Genomic DNA, 18,132 nt, shown 5'->3' on the forward strand with positions numbered 1-18,132 from the left:
CCTCTTCCGAAGCCGTTGCCGCAAAGGGGGACTCGCCGATCCCAGCGAAGGCATGATCGCCCTCACGCTACCCGAGATCCGCCGCCTGCTCATCGCCTTCGTCCTCACCCGTCACCACCGGCCCGACCATGTCTGGGCCTGGTCCAGATTCCGACGACGCCGACAACACCAAGCCCGACTCTCCCATTACCGACGCCGCGGCCACCCACTCACCTGAACACGAGTGTCGTTGCAGTACTAGGCCGGGACCGGGGACTGCTCGGCGTCGAGCAGCCAGTCGTTGGGGGCGAAGAGTTCGAAATGGACTCGGTTCGAGGGGATTCCGGCGGACATGAGCTGGGCGCGGATGTGCTGCAGGAAGCCGGTGCCGCCGCACAGGTAGAAGTCGGCGTCGTCCGGGAATTCGACGCCGGTCAGGTCCATCAGTCCGTGGCCGTCGGCCTGGTACCAGGCGCGCAGGTAGACATCGTGCAGTCGGGTCGCGAGGTCGGCGACCGTCTCGCGCAGCGGGTAGGCGGCGGTGGAGCGGTCCGCGTGCAGGACGACCGTGCGGCGCGAAGGGGTCTCGGCGGCCAGGTATTCCAGGATGCCGACCATCGGGGTGACGCCGATGCCCGCGGAGATGAGCACCAGCGGGGTGGTGGCGTCGGTGTCGATGGTGAGATCGCCGAAGGGCAGCGTGATTTCGAGGGCGTCGCCGACCTGGAGGTGGTCGTGCAGCCAGTTCGACACCTCACCGGCCGGAGCCTCCGCCTCGGCGGGCACCCGGCGCACGGTGAAGGCCAGGCGGCCGTCGCCGCCGCGGTTGACCAGGCTGTACTGACGCAGCTGGCGGGCGCCGTCGGGCAGTCGCGCGCCGACCGAAATGTACTGCCCGGGTTCGAATCCCGGCAGCGGCCGCGCCGGATCGGCGGCGGCCACCACGAAGGTGGCGACGCCGGAGGGATCGTCGATGCGCTCGACCACCCGGGTCTGCCGGAACACGTCGCCCGGCTCGACCCCGGCGGCGTCGTAGAGCTCGCGCTCGAAATCGATGAGAGTGGTTGCCATCAGCCAGTACACGCGATCCCAGGCCGCGGCGATGGCCGGGGTCACCACGTCCGCGCCCAGCACCTCGACGATGGCGGCGAACAGATGCTCGTGGACGATGCGGTATTCGGGCTCGGTGACGGCCAGCGAGACGTGCTTGTGGCCGATGCGGGCCAGCAGGTCGCGCGGATGCGGGAGGCTCGGATCGACGAGGTGGGTGGCGAAGGTGGCGATGGAGGCGGCGAGGGCGCGCTGCTGGCCGCCCTGCTTCTGATTGCCGCGGTTGAAGCGGTCGCGCAGCAGTTCCGGATGCGCGGTGAAAATCTTCTTGTAGAACAGCGGGGTGATCTGATCGATGTGCGCGGCCACCAGCGGCAGCGTCGCGCGAATCACCTCGGCGTGCTCGGGCTCCAGTTCGGGGACGGCGTTCAGGCTGGAATCCGGTGCGAGCCTCATGAGGTCTCCTACCTATCGATGAGTGCGATCGCCGGGGGGAAAACCGGCGCATGCAGCAGCTCCACGGTGCGCTGATCCACCAGATCGGCCAGCAGGTACCGATCGAGTTCGGCGTAGAAGGCTCTCTGCGCGGTGGCGAGGACTCCCCGCAAACGGCAGGCATTCGCTATCGGGCAGGGATTGTCACCGACGCAGTCGATGCCCTCGTTATCACATTCGAGCTGCCGGACAATAGTGCCGATGGTGGTTGTTCGGCCGGCTTCGGTCAGGAATATCCCGCCCGTGCGCCCGCGCTGCGACTCGACGTAGCCGAGTTCCGCGAGCCTGGAGACAGCCTTGGCGACATAGTTCTCGGAGGCGTTTACCTGTCGCGCAATAAGTTTGACCGTGACTCGCTCCTCGGCTCCACTGCTGACCGCCAGGCGCATGAGCGACCGCAAGCCGAGATCTGTGAACCGGGAGAGCTGCATGAGATCAACCGTACTTATTCCGATTCAAAAACGCATATTTTCCGGCTGTGCGCTCTAATACGCACAACCGTGCGGATTATGTAACCCGGGGCACAATTCGAGAAGGACATTTATTACTTGCCAGCAAACATCTGGCAGCGAGCGGCGGTCCCTGGCGGCGACCGGCATCGCCGCCAGGGCCGTCATCTCAGGCCGTGACCATGAGCTTGGTGCGCGTGGCCAGCGGGTAGTAGATCGCCAGAGCCAGGCCGCAGCCGATGAACCAGCTGTACTGGGCCGCGGTGTGCATGCCGTACACGTCCTTGGCCAGCACCGGGAACACCGCCGCGAGCGCGCCCACCACGGTCGCGATCACCGCCACCGGGTTGAATCCCCCGCGGTACCAGTACTTTCCGGTCTCGGCCATGGTGAACAGGTCGTCCACCGCGATCTCGCGGTTGCGCACCAGGTAGTAGTCGGCGATCAGCACCCCGAACAGCGGGCCGATGAACGCGCCCAGCACCTCGAGGGTGTAGTGGATGACGTCCGGGTTATTGTACAGGTTCCACGGCGTGATCGCCACCGACCCGACCGCCGCGATCATGCCGCCCATGCGCCAGCTGATCTTCTGCGGGCTCACGTGCGAGAAGTCGAAGGCCGGGGAGATGAAGTTGGCGACGATATTGATGCCGATGGTGGCGATGGTGAAGGTCAGCGCGCCCAGCACGATGGCGAAGGTGGAGTCGATGCGCGAGACGGTCTCGACCGGATCGGTGATGAGTTCGCCGTACACCGGGATGGTCAGCGACGCGGTGATCACCACCAGCAGCGCGAAGGCCAGGAAGTTGACCGGCAGCCCGAGCAGGTTGCCGCGCTTCACCGCGGTCATGGACTTGCTGTAGCGGGAGAAGTCGCCGAAGTTCAGCATGGGCCCGCAGAAGTAGGACACCACCAGCGCGATCGCGCCCAGCACCACCGGCAGCGCGTCCCAGCCGTGGTACTTGACCGCGCCCAGCTGCAGGTCGATCGCGCCCCATCCGGCCTTGTAGATCAGGTACCCGCACAGGAGGAACATGACGACGTAGACCGCGGGCCCGCAGAAGTCGATGAACTTGCGGATGGACTCCATGCCCTGCCAGAACACCGCCGCCTGCACCACCCACAGCACCAGGTAGGCACACCAGCCCAGCAGCGACAGCCCGAGGAAGCCGTAATCCTTCGACACCGCGTACGGCGCGAGGCTCGGGAACAGCTTGACCGCCACCACGATCAGCGCGGCCGAGGCCAGATATGTCTGAATCCCGTACCACGCCACCGCGATCAGGCCGCGGATGATGGCCGGAATGTTCGCGCCCTTCACGCCGAAGGCACTGCGGCACATGACCGGATAGGGGACGCCCGCGCGCTGGCTGGGCGCGGCCACCAGATTGCACAGGAAATATACGATCGTGATGCCGATGAGCAGCGCGGCCAGCACCTGCCACCCGGCCAGGCCGAGCGCGAAAAGGCTACCCGCCGTGACGTATCCGCCGACGCTGTGCACATCCGACATCCAGAAGGCGAAGATGTGGTACGAGCCCCAGGTCTGCTTCTTCAGTGGAGCGAGATCGTCATTGGTGAGCCTGGGGTCGTAAGCTGGGGCGGGTTGCGCCGCGGCTGATTCAGCCGCGAGGGGCGCGGGTGAGGCGATATCGGTCATGGGGGCATCCGATCCGAGAGCCGAACTTGGTGGGCTCAAGGTAGGAAGCAGCCGTTGCCCTCGAATTGCTTTTGAGTTTCCCGGTCATTTCGTGAGCCGTATATCTTTCAGGTGACCGGTTCACATCATGGTGGCGCTGAGGTGCCCGGGCCCGGTGGTCAACCCCGGACCGAGGCAGCCCATCACCAGCTCCGGCGTCATCATCTCGTAGTCGGCGGTGACCCGGACCCAGTTGCCGAGGCCGAAGCCGTCCACCACCTGCATCGGGCCGACCGTGGGCTGGGCCATGCCGACCGGCCAGGGGCCCCAGAGCGTACTCGAATCGCCATTGTTCCAGTGGACCCACACCGTGAGCGGCCCGTCGGCCGGGTGCATGCAGTCCGACCAGGCGATGTGCTCGCCGGTGAAGGTCGCGCCGGTGATGCCGTCATAACCGGTGCAGCCCCAGAGGCGGCCGACCGAGGTGAAGGTGAGCAGGGCCGGGGTCATGGTGATCGCGCCGTTGACCGCGGTCCAGCGGAAGTCGCCGCCGGTGCAGCTGCCGATGGACTCGGCGTGGGCGGGTGCGGCGGTGAGCGGGGCGAGGCCGAAGACCGCCGAAACGGCCAGGGCGACCAGTCCTTTCACGATCCTTGGCACAGCTTCCCTCTCCTCACTGAACGGGCGCTGAACTGCGGTGATCGCTGAGAACATAAACCCCGGGCGAGACCCGGACCGGGATTGCCGGTCACGCGGTCGTTTCCTGCACAGGCACGGCCGGTTTCCGCCGACGGGCGACAGTCAGGTGAACCTCTGGCAACATGGCCTGGCATGGAGCTCATGGCGCGGATCGAAGCGGCGGCGACCCTGCCTGGAGCCGGTGATCCGGCGGACTCCCGTGGTGGCCTCGCGGGTGCTGTCGGAGCGGACCGGTCACGAGGTCTGGCTCAAATGCGAGAACCTGCAGCGCACCGGCTCGTTCAAGCCGCGCGGGGCCTACAACCGGATCGCGAATCTGTCCGAGGCCGAGCGCAAGCGCGGGGTGGTGGCGGCCAGCGCGGGCAATCACGCGCAGGGCGTGGCCTGGTCGGCGACCTCGCTGGGCATCGAGTCCACGGTGTTCATGCCGGTCGGGGCGGCGCTGCCGAAACTGGTGGCCACCAAGGCATATGGGGCCACGGTGTATCAGGTCGGCGACACCATCGACCAATCCCTGACCGCCGCACGGGAATTCGCGGAGCGCACCGGGGCGACGCTGGTGCACCCCTGCGACCACATCGACATCGTGGCCGGGCAGGCGACCTGCGGGCTCGAAATCCTGGACCAGCTCCCGGATGTCGGCACCGTGCTGGTGCCGACCGGTGGCGGCGGACTGCTCGCGGGCGTGGCCGCGGCCCTGCAGCGCCGCAAACCCGAGGTCCGGGTGATCGGCGTGCAGGCCGCCGAGGCCGCCGCCTGGCCCGCCTCGCTGACCGCGGGCAAGCCGGTGGCCCTCGAGCACATGGCCACCATGGCCGACGGCATCGCGGTCGGCATGCCCGGCCAGGTCCCGTTCGAGCACATTCTCGACAGCGCCCCGACCATCGTCACCGTCGACGAGGAGTCCCTGTCCAAGGCCCTGCTGCTGTGCATGGAGCGCACCAAACTCATCGTCGAGCCCGCGGGCGCGGCCGCCGTCGCGGCCCTGATGTCCTGCGACCCAGCCGAACTCGCCCTCGAGGGCCCGGTCTGCGCCGTCCTCTCCGGCGGCAATATCGACCCCCTGCTGCTGACCCGTGTCATCGGCCACGGCCTCGCCGCCGCGGGCCGCTACCTGGCCGCCCGCATCACCATCTCCGACCGCCCCGGCAGCCTCTCCCGCCTGCTGGCCGAACTCGGCCGCACCGGAGCCAGCGTCGTCGACGTCGTCCACTCCCGCACCGAATCCTGGCTGGCCATCTACGAGGTCGAGGTCCTGCTCACCCTCGAAACCCGCGGCCCCGCCCACCGCGACGAGGTCCTCGACGCCCTCGAAACCGCCGGATACGTTGTCCGCGTAGAGGATTAGTGCGCCCCACCCAACTCCAGCGCCAACACCCCCGCAATCACCAGCACAATCCCCCCGATCTGCACCGCCGTGATGTGCTCATCCAGAAACAACGCCCCAATGGTCGCCACCGCGACCACCCCCACCGCCGACCAAATCCCATAGGCCACCCCGATAGCCATCCCCCGCTTCAAAGCCTGCGACAGAAAATAGAACGCCGCCCCATACCCGATCACCACAATGACCGACGGCACCAGCTTGCTGAACCCCTCCGATATCTTCAACGACACCGTAGCCGTCACCTCACACGCAATGGCCAATCCCAACAGCAACAAGGTCATAGCCGAAGGATAGCCACGCCCTATCCGGCTTCAGGAAGCCTATGGAACTCGACACTGAGCCGCAGTTCCAAGGCTTCAGCGAATCGCTCGAGCATCGGAATCGTCGGCATCGTCCCTCCGGCTTCGAACCTTGCGACGGCCGGCTGCTTCAGCCCCGCACGATCCGCCAACTCTGCCTGGGTGAGACCGAGCTCTTCCCTGCGCTGTCGCACTGCAACCCCGAGTTCGAACCTGATCCGCGCAGCGTCGTAGGCAACTCCGGCACCCGGCCGACTCATCACCTCGGCACGTACATCGGCCCAGTTCTTGCGTTCGCCCATGGAATTCACTCCTCCTCCACGGTGTGAGCCTCGGCGATACAGCGATCCATCACCTGCACCGCCCGGTCTACCTCGGCTGTCTCCCGCATCCGTTGCTTCCGGAAGACCGTCAGCAAAATAATGCGTCTACCGGATGCGATCCAGTAGGTGATCCGGACCGCGTCGCGCGCGAGGTAGAACCGCAGCTCTCTCAACTTGCCCCGCAACTGCCTTGTATACGGCGCACCCAGTAGTACACCTCGTTCGGCCAAGAGATCGACATAGAAGACCACGGTCTCCTGGTCGGCCTGATCGAGCGCATCGAACCAGTCGCAAACTTCCGCCTCAAGTTCCACCTCTCCCCAGTTCATAACACAGATGTTATATCGATGGCAAGTGGCGTGTCGGCCCTTCGCCAAACCCGGCCCGGGCTGAAGATCAGCGATACGCCAGACCACACTCATGAGCTCCGACGACGTGGCGGGGTTCTACGGCGAGCTGCGGTCCGCGATCACCGCACTGGACGACGCGTCCAGTACCCCGGACTCGCATCGCGATGGAGCACGGCTGGAGCGCGAACCCTGTGGGGACCTGGACGACATCTTCGTGTCCTACCAGACGGTCATCACCATCAATGGCGTCGAGGTCCCGCGCCCGGAATGCTCCGGTGTCGTGCAGATGCCGGGCCAGGGCACCACCCAGTTGTCGTGCACCATCGCCGTCCCCGCCGGTGCACAGATCGGCAGGTCTTTCACCGCCCGCCCGGTTCTCGGCCGCCCCCGCGCCGACGCCATCGTCGCCACCGTCGACGCGAACGCGAAAAAGAGCCAGGCCAAGGCGAATTGCCCGCTCCCTTCCATCCACGCCACCAACTCCGACAAACCGGGCTGCTGACCTACGAGGTCCGGCGTGGAGGACCGGCACCATCGAGTGGCCGGTAGCCGCGGGACTGTGAGCAGTGTCTCGCTCGACCGGGTCGGGGCGCGGGCAGACACTGGGAGCGTGGACGGTCTCGCGGTGCGGCGGTGGGGGGATGGGCCGGGGGTTGCGCTGGTGCACGGTGGGGCCGGGCCGAAAACGACGTGGGCCGGGCTGGATTCGCTGGCCGAGCGGTGGACGCTGCTGGTGGTGTATCGGCCCGGGTATCCGCCCAGTCCCCCGGTGCACGGCAACGGGCAGGATTTTCTGGTCGATGCCGAGGACCTTGCCGCGGTGTTCGGCGAGTATCGGCCGCACGTGGTCGCCCACTCGTACGGAGTCCTGGGAACACTGCTGGCCGCTGTCGGCGATCCGTCGAGTGTGCGGTCACTGACCTTGATCGAACCACCGTTGTATTTCGTCGCCGCCGAGGATCCGGGCGTGGCCCGGCTGCGTCGGCTGGGCGACACGGTTCTCACCCACGGCCTCGACGCCGATCCGGACGTTCTGCGTGAATTCCTTGTGCTGGCGGGATCTCCCGCAATCGATCCGGGTCCGCTGCCGGGCGCGGTGGCGGCCGCGGTACGTCGTGCTCACCATGGCCGACTGCCGGATCAGGCCCGACCTGATCTGGATGCGTTGCGGACCACGGGGATTCCCGCGCTGGTCGCCTCCGGCGCGCACGCGCCCGCCCTGGAGCGGGTCTGCGACGCCCGGACCGGTTCGGTCAGCTCTGCCCGCTCCCGGGCGCAACCGATGAAGGAGGTCAACGGTTTCGGCAGCGCAGGCACGGGCCGCGGGCTCGGGGCGCGGGTCGCGGACGCGTGCTGGGCCAGCGCCCGCCGATCGGGCATCTCCAGCTTGCGCAGCAGCGAGGACACGTGCCTCTCCACCGTGCGCACCGAGATGAACAGTCGCACACCGATCTCGGCATTGCTGAGGTGCTCACCCACGAGCTCCAGCACTTCCGCTTCCCGGGTGGAGATTTCCAGCGTCAAAGCCATGGAATCGGTCTGCCGCATGACCGCCCCGCATCCGGTACGGAACGGTACCGAGTGGGTTCTCCGTGGTGGATTCCGTAGTCGCCACGGATGTGGGCGGACCCCCTGGGGCGCGAAGCTGAATGCACACCGGGTTCACCGGAAACGACCGGATCACCAGCGGATTCGGACCCACGACATACGGGAGCAAGCATGACCACGATGGGCATCAAGACCGTTCTGCATCCGGTCTCGGACCTGGCCGCCGCGAAGACCGTCTACGCGGCGCTGCTGGGCCTCGACCCGCAGACCGACTCCCCGTACTACGTCGGTTTCGAGTCCGAGGGTCAGCACATCGGCCTGGTGCCCGCGGGCGGCCCGCAGTCCATGACCGCTCCGGTCTCCTACTGGCACGTCACCGATATCGAGGCCAAGATCGCCGCCCTGACCGCTGCCGGGGCCACCGTCGCGCAGCCCGCCCACGAGGTCGGCGGCGGCCGCCTGGTCGCCACCGTCGCCGACACCGACGGCAATGTGCTGGGCCTCATCCAGGATCGCTGACCCGACTCTTCCCCGACTCCCCACTCTCACAAAGGAATTCCGCCATGACCGCCGAGTCCACCACCCAGAAGTCCACCACCGGTTTCACCGCCGAAGAGCGCGCCGCCATGAAGGCCCATGCCGCGGAACTGAAGACCGCCGCCCGCCGCTCCCCCCGCAATGCCAAGGCCGACGGCGAGCGCGACGTGCTGGCCAAGATCGCCGAAATGACCGGCTCCGACCGCGAACTCGCCGAGCGCCTGCACGCCCTGATCAAGTCCGTCGCCCCCGAACTCACCTGCAAGACCTGGTACGGCATGCCCTCCTACATGCGCGACGGCAAGATCGTCTGCTTCTTCCAGGCCGCCGCCAAGTTCAACTACCGCTACGCCACCCTCGGCTTCAACGACGTCGCCAACCTCGACGACGGCGACCTGTGGCCGATCAGCTACGCGCTGAAGGCCATGACCCCCGAAACCGAATCCCGCATCACCGAATTGCTGCGGCAGGCCCTGAGCTGACCGCGAGACGAGTCCCCCGGCCGGAGGTGAATCCTTTTCCGGCCGGGGACGCTCTTATGGTGGTGACAGTACGAATCGACACGAAGGACCACGACGTGGCAGGCGGCTGGGCCGGTGAGCAGCTGGTGGCGGCGGCCCAGCACGGTGACCGCGAGGCGATCGCCGCGGTCGTCTACGGCGCGCATCCCCATGTGCGCCGTTTCGCGCTTCACCTGTGCGCCTCGGAGACCGACGCCGAGGACGCCACCCAGGAAGCGCTGATCATCCTGTACCGCAAGATCGGAACGCTGCGCGCGACCACGGCGCTGGCGTCCTGGATGTTCCGCATCGTGCGCAACGAGTGCCTGCGCCGGGCGCGACACCTGATCGATCCCGGTCCGCGGGCCGTCGGCGACGGTGACCCGGTGCTCTCCGCCGAGGACGAGGTGCTGCGCCGCCTCGATGCCGACCGGCTCGCGCAGGCCATCACGGACCTGCCCGAAGTTCAGCGCCGCGTGCTGATCATGCGCGATGTGCTGGGTTACCCCGGGCACGCGACCGCCGACTCGCTCGGATTGAGCACGGCGGCAATGAAATCGCAGCTGCACCGGGCCCGGGCCGCGGTCCGGGCCGATCTCGGCCCACGGCCGTAAACCCGCCACATTTCCTGGCATTCACCCCACGAAGGGACGCTCCGCCATGCTCACCACCGAATCCCGCGCACCCGAACTGGAATTCGTCGACACCGCCGGACGGCCCTGGCGGCTGTCGGACCAGCGCGATGCCCGCGCCACCCTGCTGTATTTCATGCGCTCGACCGCGTGCCCGATCTGTAACCTGCACGTCCGTGATCTCGTGGCGCGCCGCGACGACTTCGACGACGAGAACATTCACGTCGCCATCGTGGTTCCCGAGGACCCCGCCGCCGGTCTGGCGTGGAAAACCAAGCGGGGCATTCCTTTTCCGGTGCTCACCGGCGCGACCGGCAGCGCACACGAATCGGTCGGCCTGACCCGCCGCGTCTTCGGCTCGATGCAGCAGTCCGGCACCGTGCTCGTCGACAGCGCGGGCATCGTCCGTCATGCGCACGGCTCCACCCTGCCGACGGGCGGCTACGACAAGAAGGGCATCGTCGCGGCCATCCGCGAGCTGAGTGACGCCCGAAAATAATCAGATGCGCTCGATGCGAGCCTGTGGTTACAGTGCTCGGCATGTGGCTGTTCCTGTGCTCCTGAGCACTTTTCGCCCGTGATGCCCGGCGGTCGTCCGTATCGACCGCGCCTGCGGCTTTCCCGATTTCGACCGGCAACTGAATCCGGTTGGTCGGTCACGCATACCTATAGGAGGACTGATGCCCGAGCGCTTTCCGCTGCCCGAAATCCCCTCTGATGATCCCGCCGATCGTCCGTTGTCACGGAAAGAACGGCGGGGGAAGAAGAACGGTAAGCAGCAGACCACCGACAGTGGAAGGGTGCACGATTTCGGTCGTGCGTCCGTCCCTGCCGCCAAACACATGAATTACCGCCGCGGCTGACCGACGGCCGAGTCAGGGATCCCCCGGATGTGCAGGAGTCCGGGGGTTTCCTAGGCTCGGGCCATGCGAACTTTGCGGCTCGGCAGGTTGGGTGTGTCCGCGGTGGTGGTGGCGGCGCTGTGCGCGGCCTGCGGATCGGGGTCGGGGTCGGGGTCGGGGTCGAAGGATCCTGCGGCACAGCCGATCACGTGGGCAGAATGTCCGCAGGAATTGGGAGCTCAGGTCCAGTGCGCCGCAATCGAGGTGCCGGTGGATTGGGGCAATCCCGATGGGGAGAAGATCACCGTGGGGATCGATCGACTGCCCGCGAGCGATCCGGACCATCGGATCGGGGCGCTGGTGCTGAATCCGGGTGGTCCGGGCGGGTCGGGGACCGACCTGATCTCCGGGGTCGCCAAGTTTCCCGCGCTGGTCTCGGCCGAGTTGCGGTCCCGCTTCGACCTGATCGGACTGGATCCGCGCGGGATCGGCACCAGCCGCCCGGCGGTCAAGTGCGACACCGAGCTACAGCGCAAAGTGCCCGACATATTCCCGGCCGATCAGGCCGCATTCGATGCGATGGTGGCGGCGAACAAGGCCTTCGGTGAGAGCTGCAAACGGCGGACCGGCGCACTGATCGACCATATGGACACCGTGGCGGTCGCCCGGGATCTCGAGGTGGTGCGGCAGCGGCTCGGCGGGCAGCCGCTGAACTATCTCGGACTGTCCTACGGCACCGAGATCGGATTCGAATACGCCCGCCTGTAACCGAATTCGAGTCGCGTGCTCGCATTGGACGGAGCCCTCGTCCATTCCCTCGCGCCGAGCAGCATGCACATGTATGAGGCCGCCGCCTATCAGGACACGCTGCGGCAGTTCGCCGATTGGTGTCGCGCGAGCGCCGACTGCGCCCTGGGTGGAGACGACGCCGCCGTGGTGGTCCGCGAGCTGGCGGCCAAGGCCCGGCAGTCGCCGCTGCCCGCGCCCGGCTGCGCGAGTTCGGGGCGGTGCGAATCCGAAGTGCGCATGGGTGATCTGCTGACCCAGGTGCAGAACGGCCTGCTATTGCAGCCGGCCGAGGCGGTCGGACCGGGCTGGGCCGGTCTGGCGTCCGCGCTGAACGAGGCACGCCACGGCGACGCGAGCAAGCTGTCGCCCCAGCTGCCCTCCGACGAGGATGCCGCCGGATTGGCGGTCGGCTGTGCCGAATTCCGGGCGGACTTCGACAGCTATCCGCTGTTCAAGACCGAGCAGACCCTGGGTGAGACCGTCGCGCCGGACGTCTTCGGCAGCTCCCAGAGCTTCACCTACATCGCCCGATGTCTGGGCTGGCCGGCCGCTTTCAGCAATCCGCCGCACACCGCGACCGTCACCCCGACCGTCGCGCCCCTGATCGTCAATGCCACCCACGACCCGTCGACCTCGTACGGCTGGGCGCAGCTGATGGCGACGCAGATCCCGAACGCGGTGCTGCTCACCCGTGCCGGCAACGGCCACACGTCGTTCTTCATCCCCGGCCGGACCCGCGACACCATCACCGATTACCTGATCAATGGCACGCTGCCCGCACCGGGGACGATCCTGCCCAGTTGAATCGCCGATGACCAACGGCCCGTTGGGTTTCCACGGCGGAAACCCGACGGGCCGTTCTTGTCGAGGCGGGTCAGCTCAGCCAGGCGCGCTGGGTGGCGGCGGTGCCGCGCACCTCTTCGAGCTGCTTGGCGACCTGGGTGCCCGCGGTGCCGCCGCGGGCATTGCGGGAGGCGATGGAGCCCTGCACGGTGAGCACCTCGCGCACGGCCGGGGTGAGCGCCGGGTCGACCGCGGCGAACTCGGCGTCGGTGAGTTCGTCCAGGCCCACGCCGCGCGACTCGGCGACCCGGACGCAGCCGCCCGCCGCTTCGTGTGCGACGCGGAACGGAACGCCCTGGCGGACAAGCCATTCGGCGATATCGGTGGCGAGGGTAAAGCCCGCCGGGGCCAGCTCGGCCATGCGCTCGGTGTGGAAGGTCAGCGTCGAGACCAGTCCGGCGATGGCGGGCAGCAGCAGTTCCAGCTGGGCCACCGAGTCGAAGACCGGTTCCTTGTCTTCCTGCAGGTCGCGGTTGTAGGCCAGCGGCTGGGCCTTCAGCGTCGCGAGCAGCCCGGTGAGGTTGCCGATCAGGCGGCCCGCCTTGCCGCGGGTGAGCTCGGAGACGTCCGGGTTCTTCTTCTGCGGCATGATCGAGGAGCCGGTGGACCAGGCGTCGGCCAGGGTGATGTAACCGAATTCCGGTGTGCTCCAGATGATCACCTCTTCGGCCATGCGGCTCAGGTCGACGGCGATCATGGCCAGCACGAAGGCGGCCTCGGCGGCGAAGTCGCGAGAAGAGGTGGCGTCGATGGAGTTCGCGGCCGAGGAGTCGAAATTCAGTTCGGCGGCAATGGCTTCCGGGTCCAGGCCCAGCGAGGAGCCGGCCAGCGCGCCGGAACCGTAGGGCGACACCGCGGCCCGCTTGTCGAAGTCGCGGATGCGCTCGATATCGCGCAGCAGCGGGTGCGCGTGCGCCAGCAGGTGGTGCGCGAGCAGCACCGGCTGCGCGGCCTGCAGGTGCGTCTTGCCCGGCATGACCGCGTCCGGGTGCGCGGCGGCCTGCTCGACCAGCGCGTCCACCACGTCCAGCACGCCGACCGCGATGCGCCGCACCGCATCCCGCAGCCACATGCGGGACAGGGTCGCCACCTGGTCGTTGCGGGAGCGGCCCGCGCGCAGGCGGCCGCCGAGCTCGGTGCCGACCCGGTCGATCAGGCCGCGCTCGAGCGCGCCGTGCACGTCCTCATCGGATTCCAGGGGACCGAACGCGCCCGATTCCACGTCCGCGGCCAGCTGATCCAGGCCCGCGAGCATGCCCGCCAGGTCGGATTCGGAGAGCAGCCCGGCCTTGTGCAGCACGCGCGCATGGGCCTTGGAGGCGCGCACGTCGTAGGGCGCGAGCACCCAGTCGAAGTGCGTCGACTTGCTCAGCGCCGCCATCGCCGCGGCCGGGCCGGACGCGAAGCGTCCACCCCACAGCGCGCCTTCATTGGTGCTGCCGCCCTGGGTCATGGCGTGTCGTCTCCTCGCGGTGGTGTTTGTGTGTTTTTGATGTCCCAACTGTCTTGACTTCCTCCCGGCCCTGAAGGACCGCGATCCCCACCCTCACGGGTGAGTTTTCCTGTTTCATCGACGGTTGCCTTCCCGCATTAGCTGCGGGACGGTCTCACACCATCTCCACAGGCCAAGACCGCCAGCCCGGCGGCCTGTATGTTCTTGGCGGCATTCACATCCCGGTCGTGGACGGCACCGCAAGGGCACGTCCACTCGCGAATGTCGAGCGGCAGTCGATCGGCGATACGCCCGCACGTCGAGCAGGTCTTGCTCGACGGATAGAACCGGTCGACCGCCACCACCGTGCGCCCATACCAGTCCGCCTTGTACTCGAGCATCGATCGGAATTGCGACCAGGACGCGTCCGAGATCGCCCGAGCCAGGTTGTGATTCCGCACCATGTTCCGCACACTCAAGTCCTCGATGGTGATCACTTGGTTTTCGCGCACCACACGAGTCGAAAGCTTGTGCAAATGATCTCGCCGCCGATCGGAGATCTGGGCATGGATACGAGCGACCTTCAATCGAGCCTTCGCGCGGTTGTTGGAGCCCCTCTGTTTCTTCGCCAGTACCCGCTGAGCTTTCGCCAACCGCGTACGGTCCAGCTTCTCGTACCGAGGATTGGATACCTTCTCCCCGGTCGAGAACGTATAGAGCGAAGTAATGCCCGCGTCCACGCCCACTGTCACATCGGTCGGGGCGTGTTCGTGGATGGTCTCCTCTACGAGGATCGCGATGTGATGCCGGCCCGCACTGTCTCGACTCACGGTTACCTGTGACGGCACGGCACCCTCGGGTAACGGCCGAGACCACCGGATATCCAGCGGCTCCGACTGTTTCGCAAGCGTGATCCGGCCGTCGCGATAGGTGAAGCAGTTCGAGAAGTAGGTCGCCGAATCCTTCGACTTGCCCTTCTTCTTGAATTTGGGGTAGCCGGTTTGCTTGCGCCAGAACTGATCGAAAGCACGCTGAAGATTCCGCAGCGTCGCTTGCAACGGACCCTTGGAAGGCTCCGTCAGCCACTCCGTTTCGGGGTCGCGCTTCCAACCTGTGAGCATCTTGTCCGACTCCGCGTAGGAGACGCGCCGCTGCTCCCGAGTCCATGCCCGCGACCGCTCCGCCAGCGCCCGGTTGTACACGTAGCGAACGCAACCGAAGGTTTTCGCCAGTTGTTCGGCTTGCTCCGGGGTCGGGTAGAAGCGGTACTTGTATGCCCGCTTGACCACCCGATCTCCCATGCGTGACACGGTAACACGCTGGTGTGTCACGCCGTCGATGGTTGCTACTTGCTGTTGAGGTCCCGACGCGCCGCGACCTTGGAGGACAGGCCGTGGATCTGCACGAAGCCCTTGGCCAGCGACTGGTCGAAGGTGTCGCCCTCGTCGTAGGTGGCCAGGTTGAAGTCGTAGAGCGACTCGTCGGAGCGACGGCCGTTGACCACGACGCTGCCGCCGTGCAGGACCATGCGGATCTCGCCGGAGACGTGCTGCTGCGTCTCGGTCACGAAGGCGTCCAGAGCGCGCTTGAGCGGCGAGTACCACAGGCCGTCGTACACCAGCTCGCCCCAGCGCTGCTCGACCTGCCGCTTGTAGCGGCCCAGCTCGCGCTCGATGGTGACCGCTTCCATCTCCTGGTGCGCGGCGATGAGCGCGATGGCGCCCGGGGCCTCGTAGATCTCGCGGCTCTTGATGCCCACGAGCCGGTCCTCGACCATGTCGAGGCGACCGACGCCCTGGCGGCCCGCGCGCTTGTTCAGCTCGGTGATGGCCTCGAGCATGGTGACCGGGCGGCCGTCGATGGCGACCGGGACACCCTTGTCGAAGGTGATGATGAGCTCGTCGGGGGCCTCGAAGTTGACGGTCGGGTCCACGGTGTAGTCGTAGACGTCCTTGGTCGGGGCGTTCCACAGGTCCTCGAGGAACCCGGTCTCGACCGCGCGGCCCCACAGGTTCTGGTCGATGGAGAACGGCGACTTCTTCGACACGTTGATCGGCAGGTTGTTCTCACCCGCGAACTCGATGGCCTTCTCACGGGTCCAGGCGTAGTCGCGGACCGGCGCGATGACCTTCAGATCGGGCTCGAGCGCGCCGATGCCGACCTCGAAACGAACCTGGTCGTTGCCCTTGCCGGTGCAGCCGTGCGACACGGTGTCCGCGCCGTGGTACTCGGCGGCCTCGACCAGGTGCTTGACGATCAGCGGCCGGGAGATGGCCGAGACCAGCGGGTAGCGGCCCATGTAGAGAGCGTTGGCCTGAACGGTCGGCAGGCAGTACTCATCGGCGAACTCGTCACGAGCATCCACCACGATCGACTCGACCGCGCCGCAGTCCAGCGCACGCTGGCGCACGTCGTTCATGTCCTCGCCACCCTGGCCCAGGTCGATCGCGACGGCGACAACCTCCGCGCCGGTCTCCTTGGCAATCCAGCTGATGGCGACAGAGGTGTCCAGCCCGCCGGAGTAGGCGAGTACGACGCGCTTCGTCATAGTCCGTGTGCTCCTCGATTGTTCGTATAGGTCCCGGGCCGGTGCGCTGCGTCTCGAGCCGTTCCCGGCTCCGTATGGCGCGCTCCGTCGTCCTGCAAATGATTATGCACGAAGATGCAATCCCATTCATAACCGGGTCCCCCACGCGGCGAAACCGACCGCCGATTCTTGCACCGGCAGCCCGGCAGGAATACAGTACGAACGTACGGTTTTGGAAACTCGACGACGATCGGAGCTGCCCGTGTGGGATCCGGACAAGTACCTTGCGTTCGATGATCTGCGGGCGCGGCCGTTCTTCGATCTGGTGAATCGGGTGGGGGCGAGCAAGCCGCGGCGGGTGGCGGATCTGGGGTGTGGGCCCGGGAATCTGACCGTCGCACTGGCCGAGCGGTGGCCGGGGGCGGTTTTGGAGGCCTTCGATTCCTCGCCCGAAATGGTTTCCGCGGCAAGGGAACACGGGATCGACGCGAGCGTGGCCGATGTTCGCGACTGGCTGCCCGCGCCGGATACGGATGTGGTGGTCACCAATGCGGTCCTGCAATGGGTGCCCGATCATCTTGCGCTGCTGCCGGGTTGGATCTCGGCGCTCCCGGATGGGGCTTGGTTCGCCCTCCAGGTGCCCGGCAACTTCGATGCGCCTTCACATCTCGCGATTCGGGAGCTGGCGTCCTCCGAAAAGTGGCGTGACAAGCTGGGTTCCGCGGGGCTGGTTCGCCGGGAGACGGTGCCCGATCCGGCCGGTTATGCCGAGGTGCTGACCGGCGCGGGCTGCCGGGTGGACGCGTGGGAGACCACCTACCTGCAGCCGCTGACCGGCCCCGACCCGGTCCTCGAATGGGTGACCGGCACGGCCCTGCGCCCGGTGCGCGACGCGCTCGACGACGCCGATTGGCAGTTCTTTCGCGCCGACCTCGCGCCACTGCTGCGCGCGGCCTACCCGCAGCAGGCCGACGGCACCACCTGGCTGCCCTTCCGCCGAGTGTTCGCGGTGGCGCACAAGCACGCCTGATCGATGGCAACCGGTTCGAATCTCGATCATGACCGCCGCGGCTGTGTCACGCTGAAGATCGTCACTCCCGCGCAAACGGAGGATTCAGCCATGCTCTCGACCCTCGCTCAGAACGTAGGCACACTCGGCCGCGACATCCTTTCCATCGGATCGGCCGCACTGCAATTCGCCCAGGACCTCATCACCGCCGGTGGCACCGGCCAGGGCGGCGGCACCTCCTACCCGCCCGGCCAGTACCCACTCAACTGAGCAGTCCCGCAACGGAATCGGCGGCGCAGTCCCAAGAGTCGGTACGATCGAGCGAGTGGCCATCGCTCACTTGGGACTGATCTCATTGGACTGCGCCGACGAGCTCGCACTGGCGGAATTCTGGGCTGCGCTACTCGGGGGAAAGATCGTGTACCGCGAGGAGACCATGGCCGTGGTGCACACCGAGCGAGGCGTGCTGTCCATGATCCGAGTACCCGATTACCAACCGCCCACCTGGCCGAATGGCCCCTCCCCCAAGCACATTCACCTCGACCTCGCAGTCCCCGACCTCGACGTCGGCGAACGCGAGGCGCTGCGGCTGGGCGCCCGGCGCGCGGAGGCACAGCCCGAACCAGAACGCTGGCGCGTACTCCTGGACCCGGCCGGACACCCATTCTGCCTGGTCACCCGCATCCCACTACTACCACTGGGCCCGGGCCATCCATTCCCGCAGGATGACCAGGCCCAGCCCCCCTGAACGCGCTGCACTACAACTGGTCACGCGGACCGAAGCGGCCAGCGCGGGCTAGTAC

At 67.0% G+C, this 18,132-nt stretch carries 24 protein-coding genes; 12 read left to right on the forward strand and 12 right to left on the reverse strand.

Translation table 11 applies throughout. The features are described from left to right. Positions 1–237: 237 nt before the first annotated feature. The 4 genes from NS2_RS30315 to NS2_RS30330 form a co-directional block, all read right to left on the reverse strand. Positions 238–1,485 carry a globin domain-containing protein gene (locus NS2_RS30315; protein ID WP_052086963.1) on the reverse strand — a complete coding sequence of 416 codons (1,248 nt, stop codon included), beginning with the start codon at positions 1,483–1,485 and terminating at the stop codon, positions 238–240. Positions 1,486–1,493: 8 nt separating this feature from the next. Continuing rightward, complete coding sequence (locus NS2_RS30320) at positions 1,494–1,955, reverse strand: RrF2 family transcriptional regulator (RefSeq protein WP_033090772.1); 462 nt, start codon at positions 1,953–1,955, stop codon at positions 1,494–1,496. 187 nt (positions 1,956–2,142) lie between these two features. After that, positions 2,143–3,633 (reverse strand): NCS1 family nucleobase:cation symporter-1, encoded by a 1,491-nt coding sequence (locus tag NS2_RS30325; protein WP_033090771.1) that lies wholly within the window; start codon positions 3,631–3,633, stop codon positions 2,143–2,145. Between the two features lie 120 nt (positions 3,634–3,753). After that, positions 3,754–4,272, reverse strand: a complete 519-nt coding sequence (locus NS2_RS30330; protein ID WP_143161365.1) for a hypothetical protein — start codon at positions 4,270–4,272, stop codon at positions 3,754–3,756. A gap of 166 nt (positions 4,273–4,438) precedes the next feature. On the opposite strand from NS2_RS30330, the gene ilvA reads away from it, so the two are divergent. Continuing rightward, the gene (gene ilvA / locus NS2_RS30335) at positions 4,439–5,659 is read left to right on the forward strand and encodes a threonine ammonia-lyase (RefSeq protein WP_052086964.1); all 1,221 of its coding nucleotides are present in this window, start codon (positions 4,439–4,441) and stop codon (positions 5,657–5,659) included. Here ilvA and NS2_RS30340 read toward each other — a convergent pair. Genes NS2_RS30340 through NS2_RS30350 form a run of 3 tightly spaced genes read right to left on the reverse strand, consistent with a single transcriptional unit; the run spans position 5,656 to position 6,649 of the window. Beyond that, on the reverse strand, positions 5,656–5,979 hold the full coding sequence (locus NS2_RS30340; protein ID WP_033090769.1) for a DMT family transporter: 324 nt from the start codon (positions 5,977–5,979) through the stop codon (positions 5,656–5,658). The genes ilvA and NS2_RS30340 overlap by 4 nt on opposite strands. A 20-nt stretch (positions 5,980–5,999) precedes the next feature. Beyond that, on the reverse strand, positions 6,000–6,299 hold the full coding sequence (locus NS2_RS30345; protein WP_033090777.1) for a helix-turn-helix domain-containing protein: 300 nt from the start codon (positions 6,297–6,299) through the stop codon (positions 6,000–6,002). 5 nt (positions 6,300–6,304) lie between these two features. After that, positions 6,305–6,649, reverse strand: coding sequence for a type II toxin-antitoxin system RelE/ParE family toxin (locus tag NS2_RS30350; protein ID WP_033090768.1), 345 nt, complete (start codon positions 6,647–6,649; stop codon positions 6,305–6,307). A gap of 91 nt (positions 6,650–6,740) precedes the next feature. Between NS2_RS30350 and NS2_RS30355 the strand changes: the two genes are divergently transcribed. After that, positions 6,741–7,172 (forward strand): hypothetical protein, encoded by a 432-nt coding sequence (locus NS2_RS30355; RefSeq protein ID WP_033090767.1) that lies wholly within the window; start codon positions 6,741–6,743, stop codon positions 7,170–7,172. A 411-nt stretch (positions 7,173–7,583) separates the two neighbouring features. Here the strand turns inward: NS2_RS30355 and NS2_RS30360 are convergent, their stop codons facing one another. Continuing rightward, the gene (locus tag NS2_RS30360) at positions 7,584–7,796 is read right to left on the reverse strand and encodes a hypothetical protein (protein WP_071811962.1); all 213 of its coding nucleotides are present in this window, start codon (positions 7,794–7,796) and stop codon (positions 7,584–7,586) included. Positions 7,797–7,810: 14 nt separating this feature from the next. After that, on the reverse strand, positions 7,811–8,218 hold the full coding sequence (locus tag NS2_RS30365; RefSeq protein WP_228102742.1) for a response regulator transcription factor: 408 nt from the start codon (positions 8,216–8,218) through the stop codon (positions 7,811–7,813). A 171-nt stretch (positions 8,219–8,389) separates the two neighbouring features. Here NS2_RS30365 and NS2_RS30370 point away from each other — a divergent pair, with 171 nt between their 5' ends. The 7 genes from NS2_RS30370 (at position 8,390) to NS2_RS30400 (ending at position 12,322) form a co-directional block, all read left to right on the forward strand. Further along, positions 8,390–8,737 carry a VOC family protein gene (locus NS2_RS30370; RefSeq protein ID WP_033090766.1) on the forward strand — a complete coding sequence of 116 codons (348 nt, stop codon included), beginning with the start codon at positions 8,390–8,392 and terminating at the stop codon, positions 8,735–8,737. A gap of 44 nt (positions 8,738–8,781) precedes the next feature. Next, positions 8,782–9,237: an iron chaperone gene (locus NS2_RS30375; RefSeq protein WP_033090765.1), complete on the forward strand. Its 456-nt coding sequence runs from the start codon at positions 8,782–8,784 to the stop codon at positions 9,235–9,237. Between the two features lie 59 nt (positions 9,238–9,296). Beyond that, positions 9,297–9,869, forward strand: coding sequence for an RNA polymerase sigma factor (locus tag NS2_RS30380; protein ID WP_228102741.1), 573 nt, complete (start codon positions 9,297–9,299; stop codon positions 9,867–9,869). Positions 9,870–9,915: 46 nt separating this feature from the next. Further along, positions 9,916–10,386: a peroxiredoxin family protein gene (locus tag NS2_RS30385; RefSeq protein ID WP_033090764.1), complete on the forward strand. Its 471-nt coding sequence runs from the start codon at positions 9,916–9,918 to the stop codon at positions 10,384–10,386. A 181-nt stretch (positions 10,387–10,567) separates the two neighbouring features. After that, complete coding sequence (locus NS2_RS30390) at positions 10,568–10,750, forward strand: hypothetical protein (protein WP_143161366.1); 183 nt, start codon at positions 10,568–10,570, stop codon at positions 10,748–10,750. Positions 10,751–10,813: 63 nt separating this feature from the next. Continuing rightward, entirely contained in the window at positions 10,814–11,497 is a 684-nt protein-coding gene (locus tag NS2_RS30395; RefSeq protein WP_147207376.1) for an alpha/beta fold hydrolase, read from the forward strand. A gap of 69 nt (positions 11,498–11,566) precedes the next feature. Next, complete coding sequence (locus NS2_RS30400) at positions 11,567–12,322, forward strand: alpha/beta hydrolase (RefSeq protein ID WP_186817620.1); 756 nt, start codon at positions 11,567–11,569, stop codon at positions 12,320–12,322. 70 nt (positions 12,323–12,392) lie between these two features. On the opposite strand, the gene argH is transcribed toward NS2_RS30400, so the two are convergent. The 3 genes from argH to NS2_RS30415 form a co-directional block, all read right to left on the reverse strand. Continuing rightward, positions 12,393–13,814 (reverse strand): argininosuccinate lyase, encoded by a 1,422-nt coding sequence (gene argH / locus NS2_RS30405; RefSeq protein ID WP_033090763.1) that lies wholly within the window; start codon positions 13,812–13,814, stop codon positions 12,393–12,395. Positions 13,815–13,951: 137 nt separating this feature from the next. Then, positions 13,952–15,094, reverse strand: coding sequence for an RNA-guided endonuclease TnpB family protein (locus NS2_RS30410; RefSeq protein ID WP_033090762.1), 1,143 nt, complete (start codon positions 15,092–15,094; stop codon positions 13,952–13,954). Between the two features lie 44 nt (positions 15,095–15,138). Further along, complete coding sequence (locus tag NS2_RS30415) at positions 15,139–16,341, reverse strand: argininosuccinate synthase (RefSeq protein WP_033090761.1); 1,203 nt, start codon at positions 16,339–16,341, stop codon at positions 15,139–15,141. Positions 16,342–16,582: 241 nt separating this feature from the next. On the opposite strand from NS2_RS30415, the gene NS2_RS30420 reads away from it, so the two are divergent. The 3 genes from NS2_RS30420 to NS2_RS30425 all read left to right on the forward strand — a co-directional run bounded on the left by NS2_RS30420 (position 16,583) and on the right by NS2_RS30425 (position 18,077). Continuing rightward, a complete protein-coding gene (locus NS2_RS30420) occupies positions 16,583–17,350 on the forward strand; it encodes a trans-aconitate 2-methyltransferase (protein WP_033090760.1) in 768 nt (255 codons plus the stop codon). A 90-nt stretch (positions 17,351–17,440) separates the two neighbouring features. Next, entirely contained in the window at positions 17,441–17,599 is a 159-nt protein-coding gene (locus tag NS2_RS36425) for a hypothetical protein (protein WP_155239719.1), read from the forward strand. Between the two features lie 55 nt (positions 17,600–17,654). Next, on the forward strand, positions 17,655–18,077 hold the full coding sequence (locus NS2_RS30425) for a VOC family protein (protein ID WP_045439679.1): 423 nt from the start codon (positions 17,655–17,657) through the stop codon (positions 18,075–18,077). Positions 18,078–18,132: the final 55 nt, after the last annotated feature.

The sequence above is a fragment of the Nocardia seriolae NBRC 15557 genome (genome assembly GCF_007990715.1).
Lineage (GTDB): Bacteria > Actinomycetota > Actinomycetes > Mycobacteriales > Mycobacteriaceae > Nocardia > Nocardia seriolae.

Coding starts and splice junctions, on each gene's coding strand:
- NS2_RS30385 (WP_033090764.1), top strand. CDS start 9,916: ATGCTCACCACCGAATCCCGCGCACCCGAACTGGAATTCGTCGACACC.
- NS2_RS30320 (WP_033090772.1), bottom strand. CDS start 1,955: ATGCAGCTCTCCCGGTTCACAGATCTCGGCTTGCGGTCGCTCATGCGC.
- NS2_RS30340 (WP_033090769.1), bottom strand. CDS start 5,979: ATGACCTTGTTGCTGTTGGGATTGGCCATTGCGTGTGAGGTGACGGCT.
- NS2_RS30375 (WP_033090765.1), top strand. CDS start 8,782: ATGACCGCCGAGTCCACCACCCAGAAGTCCACCACCGGTTTCACCGCC.
- NS2_RS30390 (WP_143161366.1), top strand. CDS start 10,568: ATGCCCGAGCGCTTTCCGCTGCCCGAAATCCCCTCTGATGATCCCGCC.
- NS2_RS30365 (WP_228102742.1), bottom strand. CDS start 8,218: ATGCGGCAGACCGATTCCATGGCTTTGACGCTGGAAATCTCCACCCGG.
- NS2_RS30395 (WP_147207376.1), top strand. CDS start 10,814: ATGCGAACTTTGCGGCTCGGCAGGTTGGGTGTGTCCGCGGTGGTGGTG.
- NS2_RS36425 (WP_155239719.1), top strand. CDS start 17,441: ATGCTCTCGACCCTCGCTCAGAACGTAGGCACACTCGGCCGCGACATC.
- NS2_RS30415 (WP_033090761.1), bottom strand. CDS start 16,341: ATGACGAAGCGCGTCGTACTCGCCTACTCCGGCGGGCTGGACACCTCT.
- NS2_RS30355 (WP_033090767.1), top strand. CDS start 6,741: ATGAGCTCCGACGACGTGGCGGGGTTCTACGGCGAGCTGCGGTCCGCG.
- NS2_RS30315 (WP_052086963.1), bottom strand. CDS start 1,485: ATGAGGCTCGCACCGGATTCCAGCCTGAACGCCGTCCCCGAACTGGAG.
- NS2_RS30345 (WP_033090777.1), bottom strand. CDS start 6,299: ATGGGCGAACGCAAGAACTGGGCCGATGTACGTGCCGAGGTGATGAGT.
- argH (WP_033090763.1), bottom strand. CDS start 13,814: ATGACCCAGGGCGGCAGCACCAATGAAGGCGCGCTGTGGGGTGGACGC.
- NS2_RS30325 (WP_033090771.1), bottom strand. CDS start 3,633: ATGACCGATATCGCCTCACCCGCGCCCCTCGCGGCTGAATCAGCCGCG.
- NS2_RS30370 (WP_033090766.1), top strand. CDS start 8,390: ATGACCACGATGGGCATCAAGACCGTTCTGCATCCGGTCTCGGACCTG.
- NS2_RS30360 (WP_071811962.1), bottom strand. CDS start 7,796: ATGGTGAGCACGACGTACCGCGGCCGCCACCGCGCCCGGCAGCGGACC.
- NS2_RS30350 (WP_033090768.1), bottom strand. CDS start 6,649: ATGAACTGGGGAGAGGTGGAACTTGAGGCGGAAGTTTGCGACTGGTTC.
- NS2_RS30410 (WP_033090762.1), bottom strand. CDS start 15,094: ATGGGAGATCGGGTGGTCAAGCGGGCATACAAGTACCGCTTCTACCCG.
- NS2_RS30400 (WP_186817620.1), top strand. CDS start 11,567: ATGTATGAGGCCGCCGCCTATCAGGACACGCTGCGGCAGTTCGCCGAT.